This is a genomic window from Jiulongibacter sp. NS-SX5 (assembly GCF_052828545.1).
On the sequence record NZ_CM128248.1, the window covers coordinates 4,086,936 to 4,104,079 of the forward strand.

Annotated in this window: 12 protein-coding genes; 4 read left to right on the plus strand and 8 right to left on the minus strand. The window is 39.9% G+C overall.

What is annotated here, in order from left to right:
* Nucleotides 1-61 precede the first annotated feature (61 nt).
* The 3 genes from ACUXV0_RS17890 to ACUXV0_RS17900 form a co-directional block, all read right to left on the minus strand.
* Nucleotides 62-1,057, minus strand: a complete 996-nt coding sequence (locus ACUXV0_RS17890; protein WP_446190950.1) for a lysylphosphatidylglycerol synthase transmembrane domain-containing protein — start codon at nt 1,055-1,057, stop codon at nt 62-64.
* 74 nt (nt 1,058-1,131) lie between these two features.
* Nucleotides 1,132-1,482: an aspartate 1-decarboxylase gene (gene panD, locus ACUXV0_RS17895; RefSeq protein ID WP_446190951.1), complete on the minus strand. Its 351-nt coding sequence runs from the start codon at nt 1,480-1,482 to the stop codon at nt 1,132-1,134.
* 94 nt (nt 1,483-1,576) lie between these two features.
* The gene (locus ACUXV0_RS17900; RefSeq protein WP_446190952.1) at nt 1,577-1,921 is read right to left on the minus strand and encodes a hypothetical protein; all 345 of its coding nucleotides are present in this window, start codon (nt 1,919-1,921) and stop codon (nt 1,577-1,579) included.
* A 113-nt stretch (nt 1,922-2,034) separates the two neighbouring features.
* Between ACUXV0_RS17900 and ACUXV0_RS17905 the strand changes: the two genes are divergently transcribed.
* From ACUXV0_RS17905 to ACUXV0_RS17915, 3 genes are all read left to right on the plus strand, one after another.
* Nucleotides 2,035-2,940: a TIGR01777 family oxidoreductase gene (locus tag ACUXV0_RS17905; protein ID WP_446190953.1), complete on the plus strand. Its 906-nt coding sequence runs from the start codon at nt 2,035-2,037 to the stop codon at nt 2,938-2,940.
* A gap of 162 nt (nt 2,941-3,102) precedes the next feature.
* Nucleotides 3,103-4,413, plus strand: coding sequence for a LamG-like jellyroll fold domain-containing protein (locus tag ACUXV0_RS17910; protein WP_446190954.1), 1,311 nt, complete (start codon nt 3,103-3,105; stop codon nt 4,411-4,413).
* Between the two features lie 91 nt (nt 4,414-4,504).
* Complete coding sequence (locus ACUXV0_RS17915; protein WP_446190955.1) at nt 4,505-7,381, plus strand: glycosyl hydrolase 115 family protein; 2,877 nt, start codon at nt 4,505-4,507, stop codon at nt 7,379-7,381.
* A gap of 531 nt (nt 7,382-7,912) precedes the next feature.
* On the opposite strand, the gene ACUXV0_RS17920 is transcribed toward ACUXV0_RS17915, so the two are convergent.
* The 4 genes from ACUXV0_RS17920 to ACUXV0_RS17935 form a co-directional block, all read right to left on the minus strand.
* On the minus strand, nt 7,913-8,401 hold the full coding sequence (locus tag ACUXV0_RS17920) for an SRPBCC family protein (protein WP_446190956.1): 489 nt from the start codon (nt 8,399-8,401) through the stop codon (nt 7,913-7,915).
* A 239-nt stretch (nt 8,402-8,640) separates the two neighbouring features.
* Nucleotides 8,641-9,153 (minus strand): hypothetical protein, encoded by a 513-nt coding sequence (locus tag ACUXV0_RS17925; RefSeq protein WP_446190957.1) that lies wholly within the window; start codon nt 9,151-9,153, stop codon nt 8,641-8,643.
* Between the two features lie 171 nt (nt 9,154-9,324).
* Nucleotides 9,325-11,115, minus strand: coding sequence for a DUF262 domain-containing protein (locus ACUXV0_RS17930; RefSeq protein WP_446190958.1), 1,791 nt, complete (start codon nt 11,113-11,115; stop codon nt 9,325-9,327).
* Nucleotides 11,116-11,293: 178 nt separating this feature from the next.
* Nucleotides 11,294-13,153 carry a tetratricopeptide repeat protein gene (locus ACUXV0_RS17935; protein WP_446190959.1) on the minus strand — a complete coding sequence of 620 codons (1,860 nt, stop codon included), beginning with the start codon at nt 13,151-13,153 and terminating at the stop codon, nt 11,294-11,296.
* Between the two features lie 150 nt (nt 13,154-13,303).
* On the opposite strand from ACUXV0_RS17935, the gene ACUXV0_RS17940 reads away from it, so the two are divergent.
* On the plus strand, nt 13,304-14,134 hold the full coding sequence (locus ACUXV0_RS17940; RefSeq protein ID WP_446190960.1) for a hypothetical protein: 831 nt from the start codon (nt 13,304-13,306) through the stop codon (nt 14,132-14,134).
* A gap of 71 nt (nt 14,135-14,205) precedes the next feature.
* Here ACUXV0_RS17940 and ACUXV0_RS17945 read toward each other — a convergent pair whose 3' ends face one another.
* The gene (locus ACUXV0_RS17945) at nt 14,206-17,118 is read right to left on the minus strand and encodes a M16 family metallopeptidase (protein ID WP_446190961.1); all 2,913 of its coding nucleotides are present in this window, start codon (nt 17,116-17,118) and stop codon (nt 14,206-14,208) included.
* Nucleotides 17,119-17,144 lie beyond the last annotated feature (26 nt).

A 17,144-nucleotide genomic window follows, 5' to 3' on the forward strand; every position in this document is an offset into this window, starting at 1 on the left:
TTAAAACGAAAGTACACATCCTCTAATTCCATCCAAAATTAAGTAGTTTTTGAAAGGGATTTTATGATGATGATTGGTCTTTTTTTCTGATGAAAAAGGAAATTGCCAGAGCTGTAAGACCAAATAATACCACAAAGATAATTCCTTGCATGGTATGCATAAAGGTGGCCAGAGTGATGCCGTTCTGCGGATCTAGCCCGTACAGACCAACTATCTTGCCAACCAAGAAATGGTAGCTGCCTATTCCTCCTACGGTAGGGGCCGCCATTCCGATGGTTCCCATAACCAACATGGTTAGCCCTGCCAAAGGACCAAGACCGGCAGTTTGCGGTAGGGAGAAACATAAAAACCATGTCATTAAATAATACATGGTCCAGATGAGCAGTGTATGGGCCCAGAATGCTAGCGGGTTTTTAAGGTTTCTAACACTTGAGAAACCTTCCCATAAACCTGTTACAATTCCCTTGATTTTGCTGTATAAAGCTATTTGACTAAGTTTTTCATCATTCTTTCTAAGCAGGTAAAGACCAAGAAGGGCTAGTAGACCTAAGGTAATAAGAGCAATCGCGAGACTTACAGGATTTGGTAGTTTATCGCCAACCAACTCCAGAAAGAAATCTTTTAGTCGGTCAAACTCTAAAACAAGATTAAGGCAAATTAAAACCAGAAGGACTAAAACATCTATCAGTCGCTCTGCTACTACTGCTCCAAATGATTTCTCAAAAGGTACATCCTCTAGATCTTTTAAGCTGGCAGATCGTGCTAATTCTCCGGCTCTGGGCAGTACCAGGTTTGTGACATAACCTATCAAAACCGCTATAGTACTTTTGAATGCAGAAGGGTTATAGCCAAGCGGCTGAAGCATGAGTTTCCAGCGGTAGGCTCTGCTCCAGTGGGCAATGAGAGCCATCAGTCCTGCCACAATCACCCAAAAGTAATTGGCTTTTCTTACGTTCTCCCAAAGTATATTCAGATCTATCTCTTTCAGAACATACCATAACAGAAGCCCGGCTAAACCGAAAGAAATAAGAAATTTAAGGCTGTTTTTGAGATTCATTACTTAGAAATGAAAAAGGTCAAATGCAGCACAAATGTACTGGATTTGACCTTCTTCGGTACTGTATTCAAATCTTAATTTGAGACTCTGTTGTTTTCGTCTGGGAAAACGACAATCGGCTTATGATTGGCTGCTTCTTCAGGAGTCATCCAGGCATATGAGATAATGATCACTACGTCGCCCGGCTGAGCCTTACGTGCAGCAGCACCGTTTAAGCAAATGATTCCTGAACCTCTTTTTCCTTTGATGGCATATGTTTCCAGGCGTTCGCCATTATGATTATTTACAATCTGTACTCGCTCGTTTTCCTTGATTCCTGCAGCATCCAGTAGATCTTCATCAATGGTGATACTACCTACATAATTTAGCTCTGCCTGAGTTACTTTTACTCTGTGAATCTTCGATTTAAATATGTTGACAAGCATTATTAGGTGTTTTGTTTAACTCAAGAGAGGCAAAAATAAGCATCTTGATTCGGAAAACATAACGAGCCTTTTTCATAAATAATTCAATGGAGGCTTACTTCATACCCCCATCTATCCAGTCCTGAATGACTTGAATGTCAGCAGCCGCTAGTTTGCTTCCGTTTACGGGCATGAAACCGGCTTGTCCGGGATCGCGGTTTACTCTACTGATAATGCCTGATGCTACGGCTTTCGCAATAGAAGCATCATCGACAAATTTTGCCCTTTGTTCAAAGTTTGTACCAGAACCTGCCACATGGCAGGGCTGGCAATTGGCTTGTAAAATGGAGTTAACTTCATTGAACGTGACTGCTGGTGTGGTATCACCTTCTTTTTCACATGAAGTAAGACTGATAGCTAGTGCTAATGAGAGAGCGGTTAATCCTTTTGAGTATGTCATATGTAATAAATGTTTGAACCAGTACGGCGACATATTTCTTAAGGTTGCAGAGCAATTGAATTAAACCACCCTTTTCCTCGTTGACGTATGTAATAACATATAAATGCGAGTGTATGATTTTTCTTATCACCGGCGGTACTGGTTTAGTAGGTAAAAAGTTGACCGAGATTTTGTTAAGTGAAGGGCACGAAGTCCGTGTTTTGACAAGGTCAAACAGAGAGGATGACGCTGTACGATATTTTACCTGGGATCTGGAGCAGGGCGAAATAGAAGAGGGTGCATTGCAAAATGTAGACTGCCTGATACATCTGGCCGGTGCGGGAATCGCAGATAAACGCTGGACTACCAGAAGAAAGGAAATCATCCTTGATTCAAGGGTAGAGCCGGTACGTTTGCTTTTGAAGGAGTTCATGAAACAAGGAACGTATCCTGGAAAGATAGTATCTGCTTCTGCCATTGGGTATTATGGCTTTGATACCGGTGAGCGTCTTCTGGATGAAGAGGTAAAGCCGGGATCAGATTATATATCTGATGTGGTGGTGAAATGGGAGAAAGCCGTAGATACATTCGCTAAAACTGCACAGATTCCGGCTGTTAAACTTAGAATTGGAATCGTGCTGGATAAAAATGGCGGGGCTTTGCCTCAATTGGCCTTACCAGTCAAACTCGGCATAGGCTCACCCATTGGAAATGGAAAACAATGGATGTCCTGGATCCATGTAGATGATCTGGCTCAAATGTTTTATCAGGTATCTGTTAATGATCAATATGAAGGAGCTTATAACGCCGTGGCTCCAAATCCCGAACAGAATAAGGCTATCGTGAAAGTATTAGGCAAAGTTTTGAATAGGCCGATTTGGGCTCCAAAAGTGCCGAAATTTGCGATGAAGCTCCTTTTGCAAGAGAGAGCACAGTTAGTGCTGGGAGGCAATAAAGTCAGTTCTACGAAAATTGAAAATGAAGGTTTTGACTTTAAATTCAGTGAAATAAAAGCCGCATTGGAGGAGATTTATCGCTAATCGACACCGATTGGCACTATTGACCAGAGTTCCTTATTTTTGGTAAAAACATTTACTTCATGTCCTGGCCGGTGTTACTCTTCTTTTTGGGTGGTTTGATGATTCTCTACGTGGTGTGGCGAAAACGTGGAGGAAAACTTTAGTCAACATCCAAATACTGCCATGAAACGCTTACTCCATGCTGGCCTTATTTTCTTTTTTGTCATTTCGGCCTTTGGTCAGAATCAAAACCGAGCTTTAGACTTTCGCCATTTTCAAAAGGATATACAGTTAACATTAGCGACAATTGAAATTGAGAAGAATGATCAGTTTACTGTAGCTTTTTGGGTTAAACCTTCTCAAGATTCTTCGACACAGAATATTTTAACTTTTCAATCCGGCTCTTCACGGCCTTTGAAGATAGACCTCAATCCATCAAATAGCGTAAAGGTTAGCCGTAGAAATGATTCGTATGAACCACAAATGGTTTCTTCTACATTATTGCCCGTCAATGTCTGGTCATTGATCAGTGTGGTCAAAAATCAAAAGATGTTGCTGCTCTACATCAATGGCAAACTGGAGGGATTTGTCAATAATAATGTGGTCATTGAAAACTCTGAAAATACGGTTCTGAAACTAGGTGGTAGAGAAGAAGGGCAAGCCTTCAATGGTGGCTTTGATCTCCTACAGCTTTGGGAGGAATCAATAGATGCACCTACCATGATTTCCTTGTTTCAACAAGGTCAATTAGACTCCCCTAAGCCTTCATTGATATTTGATTTTGAAGAGGAAGCTAAATTTCTGAATACAGAAATTGACTCACAAGCATGGATTGACGGCCCTGCAATCAAGCAAGACCATAATTCCCGATCGTGGTATGGCGAGTTAAGTCAGGCTGTAAATGATTACAGAAGTGGAAATGGGGTGAATCTATCTACACAATTTATGTGGGAGAGCATTTTTATGGCTTTGGCTTTTGTACTCGTTTCTTACCTGACTTACATTTTTTTACTGAAAAGACGTAAAAGGATAGCAGTCAGAAAGGAATTAGAAATGCAGGGAGAGCTGGATTACAAGCAAAAGGAGTTGGTAAGTCAAACGCTTCATTTGGTAAATAAAAACTCCCTTCTAAAAGACCTTAAGGATGATCTGACCACGTATCAGAAAAGCAGCGAAAAGAGCATTAAGGAAATCAATAAGATTATCCGTGATCTGCAGTTTGAAAATGCCTCTGAAGCGAACTGGGAAGTTTTTAAATCGCAATTTCTGGCGATGCATAATGATTTCGATAAGAAACTGAGATCCATCAATGAGAAAATTACTGATCAGGATATACGGCTGGCGGCCCTTGTGAAAATGAAGCTAAGCAATAAGGAAATTGCGGAAATGCTTAACGTGCAGGCTGAGAGTATCAAAAAGTCGAAATTCAGATTGAAAAAAAAGCTGGGTCTTACGGCTCATGATAGTCTGGATACTTTCCTTTTAAACTTATAAATCGGGCTAGTGATCTTTGAAATCTTCATGATTTTGAAAGAAAATCCATATTCCTAAGGGATTTTGCAATCGGTTGCATAATATTGCAGAGTTGAAAATCTATTACCTTTTTATGATGATGAGGATTCTGAAGAAGCTCTTCCTATTTGTTTTACCACTTTCTCTTCAGGCTCAGCTAGAGCTAAGTTTTGAGTCACAGCAACTTTCAGGTGCTTTTCAAATCAATGGTGCAGAAGCCATAATTTATGATGGATCAGAAAATGTTTTGATTCAAAAGTCTGCTGAGTTCTTAAGCTCTGATATTGAAAAGGTGACAGGTAGAAAAACACCCTTAGCTACTCAAAGACGAGGCTTGAGTCAAAACGTTATCATTTTGGGTACCATTACAGAAAGTGAATACATCAAAGACTTGGTTCAGTCAGGTAAACTCAATATAGACGAGATAGCGGGAGCATGGGAAGGGTTTATCATTCAAAGAGTCAATAATCCTTTTCCCGGAATAGATGAGGCATTGGTGATAGCCGGAAGCGATAGGAGAGGGGTAGCTTTTGGAAGCTTTACGCTTTCAGAGAAAATGGGTGTTTCGCCTTGGTATTGGTGGGCAGATATACCTGTTCAAAAGCAGGAAAATATTTGGCTGAAAACGGAGAGATATGTCTCAGAGGGTCCATCTGTGAAGTATAGAGGCATCTTTATCAATGACGAGGCACCAGCATTGAGAAACTGGGCCAAGGAGAAATTTGGAGACTTTAATCACCTTTTTTATGAAAAGGTCTATGAGCTACTGCTCAGAAATAAAGCGAATTACCTTTGGCCAGCCATGTGGGTACCTTCCATTTTTAATGAGGATGATCCCTTGAATCCTAAACTGGCGAATGATTACGGAATTGTAATTTCCACCAGTCATCATGAGCCCTTAATGCGATCTCATAACGAGTGGTACAAGTTTGGTGGGGGCGACTGGAATTACGTCACGAATAAAGAGAAACTGCAGGAGTTTTGGCGTGGAGGTATCAAGCGAATGGGTGACTATGAAAGCGTGGTTACTGTTGGGATGCGAGGAGATGGTGATGAAGCCATGTCTGAAGAGACAGCCGTGGGGCTTATGCAGGAAATCATAGCCGACCAGCGTGAGATCATTGAAGAAGTAACCGAAAAGCCAGCCGCAGAAACTCCGCAGGTTTGGGCGGTTTATAAAGAAGTGCAGGATTATTACGATAAGGGCATGAGGGTAGATGACGACATCATGGTGCTTTTCTGTGATGATAACTGGGGAAACCTCAGAATTCTACCAAAAAAGAAGGATCTCAACCACTCCGGAGGCTATGGCTTATACTATCATTTCGATTTTGTAGGTGGGCCGGTATCTTACCGATGGCTCAATACTGTGCAGATAGAACGCACCTGGGAGCAGATGAATTTGGCTTACCAATATGGCGTAAAAGACCTTTGGCTGGTGAATGTGGGTGATATCAAACCGATGGAGCTGCCTATTTCTTTTTTCCTTGATTTTGCATGGCAACCGGAAGCCATTCAGGCGAAAGACCTGCCTTCTTTTTATACCAACTGGGTTGAGCAGCAATTCGGGGAGCATTTTACAACGGAAATTGCAGAGTTATTAGCTCTTTATACGAAATATAACGCCCGCCGTACACCTGAAATGCTCAAGCCTGATACATATAGTTTGCCCAATTACCGTGAGGCGGATCGGATAGTGGAAGAGTATAATCTATTGCTGAGCAAGGCCAAGACTATTTACAGTCAATTGCCAGAGCAATATCAGGCTGCATTTTATCAATTGGTTTTATCGCCTATTGAGATGTGTGCCACGGTCAATGAGATGTTAGTGGCCTCAGAAAAGAGTAAAATCTATGCCAAACAAGGGAGAGCCTCAGCGAATATGTATGCTGAACGCGTCAAAGAACTTTTTGAGAAAGACGCCAGACTTGCAGAGGAGTTCCATACAGAACTCATGGATGGAAAATGGAATCATATCATGTCTCAGACGCATCTGGGATATACCAGCTGGAATAATCCTGAGGTAAATGCCATGCCGCCCGTTTTTGCTGTAGACCTGAAGGAGGAGGCCTCGCTGGGCTTTGCTATTGAAAACGGAAAGGATTCCTCAGCAGATGAGCCGCTGTCTTTTAGTCAATTTGATAATCTGGCAGATCAGTCTTTCTATCTTGAAGTATTCAATAAAGGCTCAAAACCACTAAAATATCAAATATCAACCAAGGAAGATTGGATCAAAATCTCCAAAACCAAAGGTGAAATTCAGTATGATGAGAAGGTTTTTGTGAGTATTGACTGGTCAAAAGTGCCGTCTGGAAAATCAATAGGAACCATTACACTTGAAGGAGCCGGGGAAAAGGTGCAAATCAGTGTGCCAGCCTTTAAATCTTCCGAAAAAGCTGTAGGATTTATAGAGACCCATGGTGTGGTATCTATGGATGCAAATCATTTTACGGCTAAAAGGGATAAAGATAATGTGAGCTGGACTGCTGTGCCTAACCTTGGTCGTACGGGCTCTTCCATGATGATTAGCCCTGTGAATATAGATCGTCAGACATTGGAGAATGCCGCAAGCCTGGAGTATGATTTCACCCTACTAAACCCTGGTGAAATTAAAGTACATAGCTATCTGTCACCTACTCAAGACTTTAGAAAGGAAGACGGCCTTCATTTTGCGGTTTCTATTGATAACCAGGAGCCTGTAGTGCTAAATATGAATGAAGGTGAAACCATACCAGATTATACCTACCCTAAATGGTGGAATGACTCTGTTGGAGATCATATCAAAATCAGAAGTTCACAGCATACAGTTTCTAGTTCCGGAAAGCATACTTTGAAAATTTGGGCCCTAGACCCCGGAGTGGTTTTCCAGAAGTTTGTCATAGACGCCGGGGGACTCAAAGAGTCTTACCTGGGTCCACCGGAATCAAAATATGTGAAAGAAAACAAATAGTTTAAGTAAAAAGAAAGGGTGACGAGGATCTTGTCACCCTTTTTTGTTTTAATCTCGTCCGAATAAAGTGAAGACAACATAAATTGATAATTCTTTAACAGTTGTCACTTCTTATTCCATTGTGGTTCTATAACCTGCTGATCGTCGGCTTTATCAGAACGGCTATTCAGCCTTTAATGCTATACACTGGCCTTACTATAAATAGTTATATCGTTTCCAAATAGTTTCAACATTAATGGACTGAATATAAATTCTGGAAAAACTGCAGGTAAATAGATAAAGGAAAACATAATGTCAATCGGTAATTGCCAAAATGCCCAAATAAAATACGAGCTTATGAAAGTTAGTAGTCTTGTAAGGATTATAACCCAAATGCCTGTCAGCAAAGACTTTTTATTTTGGAAAAGCACGAAACCTTGAAAAATCGCTCCTAATAAAAACGTAATTGATCCTAAAAATAGAATCATAGTTAAAAGTTCAATTATTGGTGTCGGTTCTTGTTCCAATCGCAAAAGATTACATACTGAATTCTTATCTATACTTTTCTTTATCCAATATAATTTTCCATTTCTCCGTTTCAGCAAACTCCTTAATTTTTGAATTTCTTTTTTCAAGAAAGTCAGATATATATTTTTTCAAAAAAAGCTTATCTGCTAGCTTTCCTACAACTCCGAAAGGTGAGTCATAATCAAAGATGTCAGTCATTAAAGTTCCACCATTCAATTCTGTAAAATGGTGTTCATGTCGGATTTTTTTGAAAACTCCTTTTTCCATTTCGTCTGTGAAAAAGTTAGCCCTATTATATTCAGTAACCTTTGACGTCAGTTTCTGATAGACCCCAAAATGTTTGGCTTTCCATGTAACCCATTCATTGGGTCCAATTAGTCCACTTATTTTTCCATCCACAGCGGTTTCGTCAGTATGACTGGTCGATATTTTATGCAAATCAATACTACGAGAAAGGTCGAAGACAATTTCTTTTATGGATTTAATTTCAGTCAATAATTGAATTCTAGGCATTGAAGTGGGTATGTAAGCTAATGGTTTGGCTTTGAGTAGTGGCGGCTTAATCGGGATGATGATTACACTACAGGTGAGTTAAATCTTTGATTTGGTTTCAAATGGTTTGTTCTTCTTTCTGGCAAATCAAATATTTGGCGGTGCTGCAAGTGGGTTGGGTGTGGCGAGTCGCTCATTACCAGCCATTACTTAAAGGCTTGTGTTATCTGATGGTTTTCATTTTTTTGGTTTATTATTTGTCATTTTGGGCATGGTAAAAGTCCGAGCCAAATAAAAAATCTTGAAATAAAAAAACCTAAGATTAAAAGTATTATTCCGCTGATTAATTTATGGTCAGTCCACTTATAAATTTTATTTAATATGCTTGATTCTTGTGTTTTTTGGTCCTCTTTTTTTGGTTGTGCAGCATTTATGGTTGGTTCTAGGATTGTTGAGTTGTGGCTTGACTCTAAATTCCCGAAACGCGATGATAATCCAACTTGAGAGTCGCTTATGTCTCCATTTATAGTTAGAGATTTAATTATGTCTTTGTTTTTATTTTCTATCCTCCAAGCGTTAAATCCTCCTAATTCAATGGCTTCATGTCCGTTACTCGTCAAGTCAAAGGTGTTACCTCTTTTTGAAATTAAGTCAAATGCAAGCAGCTTTTTAATTGCTTGCCTAAACAAGTCAGGAGTGTCTTGTGATAATGCGAAAAGTTCACCATTTTCCATTCTTAAAAGAATGCTGTCCATCTGTTCTTCTAAATTCATATATAAAATATTTTTACTATCAGATTAACGGTCGTGGCTATGAGCAGTTGGGGATTTCTCGCCCAAACTTTTCGGTTTAGCACTAACCTTTAATTATATTTTTATTTTAGGATAATTACTTATGCCCCAATTGCTTATAGCCGTTGTTGGTAACAGGCTTTTTCCGTTTCTTTAATTCAAATAGTCAACTTCCCAAATGCTTTTCGATAACTCAAATAGCATTTCCTGTCGTTCGTTAATTGTCAGTTGGTTCCATTCATCAAATGATTTTAACCTTTGGTTTATTCTCGTAATTGCTGTATTTGTTCCAACATTTTCGAGAACCGAAATTGATTTGGTCAAGTAGATTGTTGATTTTGCATATTCGCCCATTTTGTGGTCGTAAAAATCGCTATTTCCAATTGAAGCGTTTATGCTTTTTTCAAGCAACGTTAAATTGCCAAGTTTAATTTTGACCTCGTCATATTCTTTGCCAATCTTTTCTCGCAATCCGTTTTCTGGTGTAAATGGTAAGATATGCTCAACTTCAATTCCTTTGGTTATGTAACCGTCAAGATTTTGTGGTTTATACGAACCTAATCTCTGTTGGTCAATATATTGAGCTATTTTAGCCAAAATATATCTCATACGATATTGTTGAACAGAATGTTGATTAAGTTCGAGGAAACTACTTCTGTAGCTATTTCGTTTCTCATTTACTTCGGGCTCAATTTTTTCCTTAATGAACTGGTCTAATTCTTCAGCAGTTTTAATTTCAATTAAGTCTTTAGCCCACTTTGAGAAGTTTCTTTCAAACTCTTTCGTTGGCTCTCGTGTGATAAAGTAATAGAAAATTAAAGTCTCGATTTGTTTCGCCAAATGGTCAAAAAGTGGCTTTGGTAATCTGCGACCTGCCAATAACAAAATCAAATGTTGACGGAAGGAGCCACCACCTAATTTACGTATGTTGTTTAGGTAAATATTTTGTCCATCGTGGTCTTCGCCCTTAAAATATTTGACGAATATTGATGCGTTTTCGATTAGCAATTCAACAAATTCAAACGGCTCTTTTTCATAGTTGCATTGTCTTGCGTTTTCGGGTTTGGTTATCCATTTGTAAATTTCATCTTCACGTAAAATTTCATCGCCTTTTGGACTGTTTACGTTGTAGTTTGCCATTATGAAATAACGAAGAAAACGTAAAGGCTTTTCTTTGTTTTTATCCAAAATTTTGACAAGCTGTTGCCATCTGTGATTAAGTTTTGTAAACTCGTCCCTCTCGACTTGTCTGAAAATTAAATTTTTGAGCAAATCCATTGGATTTAGTCCAATACCTCTCTCATTTATCGTTTCAAAAATTTTCAGAGCATCATTTATTTCTGGTGTCTCTATTTGGATGAACTTTAGTTTACGATAGAGGTAAACAAAGAACTTTTTGAGTTGGTCCGATTTTTCTTTTTTGAAGTTTTGTGTTAGAAATGCAATAATGTTCTCATAGGCGTTAAATAGCCTATCTGCCGAACCTTTTAAATTCGCTGGTCTATCGCCAAGCGAGGAAATTACTGTTAAGATATTCGATGAGTCTTTATATTGAAGTTCCAATTTAAATTTGTCTATCGAATCGCCCAATGAATTGACGGTTTTGTCTTTTATCATTCGGTCGAGCGTATCCGTGTCCAAATTCCATTCTTTGTAGATTGCTTTTATCGCACAGATTATTAAAAATAGGGTGGTGGTTCTTTGTTGTCCGTCAATTAGCTCATAACAACCATTATTGTCTTTAAAAACAACCGTACTCCCAATAAAATATTCTTTGTTATGGTTATTATCGAACTCCTCGAAAACGTCCGATAATAATTGGGTTACTTGTCTTTCTTCCCAAACGTATTCTCTTTGATAATCGGGAACTACGTAAAAATTTTTGAAGCATTTTTCCAAATCAAGGTAGTCAAATTGGATTTGGATATTGTTTGTGTCATTCATAAGTTTTGATTGGATCTGTTGTTTGGTTTAGCTTGTTGCCAACAAGCCTATATACGCAATACCCAAAAATAACCTTTATTTTTTCAAAGCGACAAATGCTTGTAAGTAACTTATTATAAGTATAAAAAACGACAGTAAGCGTTTCTTAACGGTTACTAACAGCTAACTGTTTGAACTCTTACACGCTCTCCAAAAAAGCATTAAAATCAACATCGGCTTCCAAATTGAATTTCTTCTTGAGGCGGTATTTTGATTTGGTGATGCTGTCGGGTTGTACATTGAGCATTCCGGCGATTTCTTTGGTGCTAAGCTTCATTTTCAGGAAGGCAGCGAGTCGTATTTCGTTATCGGTGATGTCAGGGGCTTTTTGTTTGAGTTTGATGTCAAAATCATTGTGCACTTGAGCAAAATGACTTTTAAATACCTCCCAATTGGCATCTGAGGCATTTTCCTGCTGAAGATCTTTGATGATCTTACCGATTTCCTTTGTGCCCACCTCGGTTGTCTTTTTGATCTCTTTGAGGTTTTCCTTCAGCTCCTGAATGAGTGTGTTTTTATTCACCAAGTGTAGAGTTTGACTCACCAGCTCCTTCTTTTTGTACGCTAGTTCATGAGCTATCAGTGCTTTTTCCTTTTCGTACTCTGCCATATTTCGTTTGTTACGCTGTCTTAAACTAAAATAGATGAGTCCGGCTATCACCAATGCGGAGATCATTCCAACCCCAAAAAGGGTTTTACGCAGGTTGCTTTTCTCTACTTCCAGGTTTAGGGTTTCTATCTCTCGCTCCTTTGTTTCGGTATCAAACTGAATCCTCAGTTCCTCTATTTGCTGCGATTTTCTTTGATTCAAAAGACTATCGCTGATGTTTTTATGCATTTCAAAGCTTTGAAGTGCTTGCACAGGCTTGCCCAGTTGTTTGAAAGCTTTGCTTCGCAATAAATAGGCGTCGCTTAAAAGTTTAGTATTCTCTGAGGCCTGTGAATAGTGGATGGTAGAATCGGTTAATTCAAGGACAAGATTAGGATTACCCTTGGCCATATAGGCCTCTGAAAGTTGGTTTTGAATGCTGGCTTTAAATAGTTTTTCGTCACGCCCCGTGGTGAGTTCTTCTATTCTTTCCTGACTTGCCAATACCTCCGAAAATTGTCGGGTGCGTATGAAATGGTCATTTAATTCTTTGAGTGCTGTGAGTTCAAGGCTCTCATTTTGCGTTTGTAAAGCATAGTCAAGAGCCTGTCTAAGTTTGTTTTCTGCTGCATCATACATTTTCATTTCAGAATGTACACCACCAAGCCCTACGGAAGCATAGGCCATATAGGGTTCATCGTTTTCTTCTTGATAAATAGTGTAGGCCAGTTGATAATGATCTTTGGCTTCTTTGAAATGCTCCAGTGCCATTTCTACATCTGCCAGGGCAAAGTATGCGTCTGCCACCCTAAAACGTTCTGATTGTGTGAAAAGAACATTCAGACTCCTGGTCAAATACTCAATGGCGATTTTATAGTGACCTCTTTTTTCACTAATGTTTGCCAGATGATTGTAGGTGACGCCTATACTCAGGCTATCGCCGGTTTGAACCATGAGCTCTAAACATTCGGTGAAAAGCTGCTCGGCCTTATTGAGGTTTCCTTTTTCTAAATTACTTACTGCCAGTCCACTTTTGGCTCTGGCCTGGCTGTTTAGGTTTTTCAGTTTTACTGCTATATCATAGGCTTTTTGATAAGCCATTTCTGCAGAGTCCAGGTGTTCGTAGGTGTAATAGTAGTTGCCATTCTGGTAATGAAAGAGATTTAAACCCTTCTCATATTTTAAACGCTGACTGAGCCATAATCCTTCATCTATGAATTCTTTGGTCTTGATAGGGTCTGCATACATAAAGGCGTTAATAAGGTGATTTATTACCCTTATTTTGTTTGTGTCTTCTTCGGCTTGTTCATACACAGCCAGCAGACTATCGGCTCTGGAGTTATACTGTGCCGTAGCAATAAAACTGTAGAAAATCAGACAACAGAAACTGCAGAAGCGAAGAGCTTTCATTTGAAAGAATTGGTTTATCTTAAGGGGCTTTGATCTCAATGGCAAAATATCTGATTCATCAAGATACTTATTGTCAGTGAGTTTAGAGGTTAAAAAAAGGATTCTTTGACTTGAGTCATTTACTAACTATTGAAACAAAACACCTAACACATGAAAAAGTTAAACCTCTGTTTAGTACTTCTGCTTAGTCTTTCATTAGGAACTACAGGCACTTTTGCACAGCAAAAATCACCAGATTTTAATACAGAAAAGGATCTGCTTTTAGGTCATTTTGATTGTAAAACCGATGTGGATGACCTTCATACCGTAGCCGCTTTGGTTACTTTGATGGCCAATGAGGCCTTTCATGATGTACAGTACCACGCCGTGGCCGGCACCTATGGTGAACAGGAAGGTCTATATGTACCACCTAATCCGCTATTTCAAAAAGCATTTGGGAATAACTGGTCAGACGCTCATGCCGATTTTGAAGGTGCTGTAAATAAAGTGACGGCCATAGCCGCAAAGGTTTTAGATAGCGGAGGTGACTTATGGATAGCCGAGGCTGGTCAGTCTGATTTCTCCGCAGCTTTGATAAAATCTATTCAAAAACTATATCCTCAAATGAAAATAGCCGAACGTGTGCACGTAGTACAGCATAGTAACTGGAACGAAGAAGTGACCAATCAGGAGGATTTGGCTTATACTAAGGCTACAGCAGATTATCACAAAATTCCCGATGGCAATGCCGTGGGAAACGGTACTCCGGGTTTTAGAAATGAGGCTGTGGCCAATTTCGACTCAGATGTAAAAGATCCATTTTTATTATCCACCTGGAAAATGGCTTTTGAAATTTCAAACAAGTATAATGGGGTGGATGGTCGATACCTCAATCATGCTGTTGAAAAAGGTGGATATGATTTCTCAGATCTTTCCGAAGTCTGCTACATTTTAGGCATCGCAGATATCAAAGATACCGTTGAGTTTTTTGAGCGATTTTAAGGTTTGTTATTTGCCTAAAACAAAAAAAAGGATTGGCCAAGGCCAATCCTTTTTTATTGAAGCTATTCCTCTTACTCTCCTCCAGATGTACTGGCTGGAGTTTCGTCGGTTTCTGTTTGCGGGCTAGCAAATTTTTTGGCAAAATCACCGGCTTGCACCATGGTAAGCTTAGAATTGTCAACATACTTTCTGAAAGCATTATTGACATCGTCAAGTGATAGGCTTTCCAGTTTTTGATCAAACTCAGCATCGTATTCCATAGTTCTATCCAGGTACAGATAGCCATTTAGTTTGCCTGCTAGTTCATTATCTTTTGATCTTGAAAGCTGACGAGATTGAATCAAGCCCTCTTTAGCTTTGGCCAGTTCGTCGGCCGTAAAACCTTCATTTCTTACACGATTGATCTCTTCATGAATCCCTTGAATGGCTTTTTCATTATTCTCAGGAGCCAGGATGGCGTAAACCATGAATTGACCTGTCTCGTCAATTGGAGAGGCATTAAATTGAGTTCCTGCTCCATAAGAAATACCATCTTTCTGACGCAACCTTGTAGCTATTCTACTATTCAGGAAGCCACCACCCATAAGATAATTGGCAACGTACATGGCAGCGTAATCAGGATTATCATCCTTCATTTTTAGGTTAATACCCGCCAGAAGAAGTGCATTTGCTTTATCCGGAGTTTCAATTTTTTCTCCGCCTGCAGGATTTGGTTTGTATTCGCTGGCTACTCTTTCAAAAGTAGTTTCACTTTCCCAAGTGCCAAACTTCTCGTTTAGATCCTTGAGAGTAGCTGCTTCATCAAAAGAACCAACCAAAGAAATGGTGGCATTACCCGTACCGTAATGAGAAGAGTGGAAAGCTTGCATATCAGCGATGCTGGCTTCATTTATCATCTCCAGCTGCTCAGCATAGGTAGGTACATAACGTACATCGCCCTTCGGGTATGGGTTCATGGTTCTTCTGAAAACAACGCCACCTACTGCCATTGGCTGGCTCATATTGGCTTCTATCGATGTTTTCATTTCCGTTTTCATATTGCTGAACTCTTTTTCATCAAATGCTGGATTTTTCAATACATCTTCTACGATAGAAAGAACCTCTGCCAGGTGCTCCTTCGTGGTATTTATACCCACAGAGACTGTATTACCGCCGCCATTGATGCTCACAGAGCTTTTCATGGCATCCAATTTATCTTTGATTTCCTGGCGACTTAGATTTTTAGATCCTCTCATCAGCATAGAGGCCGTAAGGTTATCGGTCATTCCTATTCCGGTTAATGACTCCTGATTACCTATTCTCAGTGTCATACTTCCAGAAACTACATTGCCACGGGTTCCTTTCGAAACAAGTGAATATTCCATGCCGTTTGGCAATGTTCCTGTGGTGTTTCTACCGTCTATATTTTCTGGAGTGGCTTCAAAAACCTCAACCACCTCTTCAATCTCACGGCCTTTATAATCTTTAACCAGCTCAGCCACGTCAGGAGCCTCAGGTAAGTGTACTCTGTCTGGCTCCTCAGTAGGGATAAACATACCGACAGTTCTATTGGAAGGCTTAAAGTAAGTTTTAGCCACTCTGTTCACATCTTCCACCGTTACGTTTTCTACGGCATCTCTGAAAATGAAGAAGGTTCTCCAGTCACCCAAGGCAATAAACTCGGTTAGCATTTTGGCGAATGATTCAGAATCACGAGTGACCTGCTCCAGGTATCTGGCTGTTTGACTTTTTGCACGGTCTACTTCTTCTTGTGAAAAACCATTGGCCACTGCCTCATCTATTGCTTTCAGGAAAGCTTCTTTAGAGGTTTGAATATCCGTTTCTTTTGGTACTACTGCCCCAAAATAGGAGAAACCCGGTTCTTTCAATGCTCTGGCAAAGCCAAAAACATTAGAAGCCAATTTGGTATCAACCAAAGCTTTATACAAAGGCCCACTTGGGCTGTAACCCAGGGCATCAGATATCACATCAACAGAAGCGAAGTCTGGATGTGTGGCCGGAGGAACATGGTAAAGTGCTCCTAAAAACTGTACATCGCCCACTCTTTCCAGAACAATGTTTCTTTCGGTATCCTGTGCTGGTTCTTTGGTATAGGTATCTGTTAGAGTTCTTTCAGGTTTTGGGATAGGCCCAAAGTATTCATTGACCAGTGCAAGAGTAGCTTCCGGCTCAAACTTACCGGCTACAATTAGTATGGCGTTATCAGGTTGATAATACTTTTTGTAGAAGCTTTGCAATTTGTCAATCGGCACACGCTCTAAATCTTCTCTGGAGCCAATGGTGCTGTTTCCGTAATTATGCCAAACATAAGCGGCAGAGGTGATTCGCTCCATCAGGATGCTGTTAGGGTTGTTTTCACCCATCTCAAACTCATTTCTTACCACGGTGTATTCAGATTCCAGATCCTCTTTTTTAATGAAAGAGTTTACCATTCTGTCTGATTCCAGATCCAAAGCCCATCGTAGGTTTTCCTCTGTAGCATTAAAGGTTTCAAAATAGTTGGTTCTGTCTAGCGAAGTCGTACCATTTGGTCTGGCTCCGTGGTCAGAAAGCTCTTTTGGTATATCAGTATGTTTAGGAGATCCTTTAAATACCATATGCTCCAGAAGGTGAGCCATACCTGTTTCACCGTAGCCTTCATGACGGCTTCCTACCATGTAGGTGATGTTTACGGTAATGGTTTGCTGGGTTTGATCTGGAAGTAAGAGTACTTTCAGTCCGTTTTCAAGGGTGTACTCTGTAATTCCCTCTACAGTGGCTCCTTTTACAGGGTCTGCCAGCTCGGGCTTATCCAGAACCACTTCTTCGATATTTTCTTGTGTCGATTCTTTAATTGGTAGGGCGTCAATCGCCTTTTCCAATTTGGCCTTTAGCTTGGCCACTTTTTTCTCGGCTTTGGTCTGTGCATGAAGCTGTGTTAAAGGTGTCAGCAGCAGTGCCAGCATCAAGACCATTAAGGGGTTTTGTGATGGTTTAATTTTCATTTGAGTTTAAGATTAAGTAAAACTTA

Excerpts from the sequence above, each read along its gene's own strand:
- ACUXV0_RS17940 (WP_446190960.1), top strand. The coding sequence starts at position 13,304 with ATGAAAAAGTTAAACCTCTGTTTAGTACTTCTGCTTAGTCTTTCATTA.
- ACUXV0_RS17930 (WP_446190958.1), bottom strand. The coding sequence starts at position 11,115 with ATGAATGACACAAACAATATCCAAATCCAATTTGACTACCTTGATTTG.
- ACUXV0_RS17890 (WP_446190950.1), bottom strand. The coding sequence starts at position 1,057 with ATGAATCTCAAAAACAGCCTTAAATTTCTTATTTCTTTCGGTTTAGCC.
- ACUXV0_RS17905 (WP_446190953.1), top strand. The coding sequence starts at position 2,035 with ATGATTTTTCTTATCACCGGCGGTACTGGTTTAGTAGGTAAAAAGTTG.
- ACUXV0_RS17945 (WP_446190961.1), bottom strand. The coding sequence starts at position 17,118 with ATGAAAATTAAACCATCACAAAACCCCTTAATGGTCTTGATGCTGGCA.
- ACUXV0_RS17935 (WP_446190959.1), bottom strand. The coding sequence starts at position 13,153 with ATGAAAGCTCTTCGCTTCTGCAGTTTCTGTTGTCTGATTTTCTACAGT.
- ACUXV0_RS17900 (WP_446190952.1), bottom strand. The coding sequence starts at position 1,921 with ATGACATACTCAAAAGGATTAACCGCTCTCTCATTAGCACTAGCTATC.
- ACUXV0_RS17925 (WP_446190957.1), bottom strand. The coding sequence starts at position 9,153 with ATGAATTTAGAAGAACAGATGGACAGCATTCTTTTAAGAATGGAAAAT.
- panD (WP_446190951.1), bottom strand. The coding sequence starts at position 1,482 with ATGCTTGTCAACATATTTAAATCGAAGATTCACAGAGTAAAAGTAACT.
- ACUXV0_RS17920 (WP_446190956.1), bottom strand. The coding sequence starts at position 8,401 with ATGCCTAGAATTCAATTATTGACTGAAATTAAATCCATAAAAGAAATT.
- ACUXV0_RS17910 (WP_446190954.1), top strand. The coding sequence starts at position 3,103 with ATGAAACGCTTACTCCATGCTGGCCTTATTTTCTTTTTTGTCATTTCG.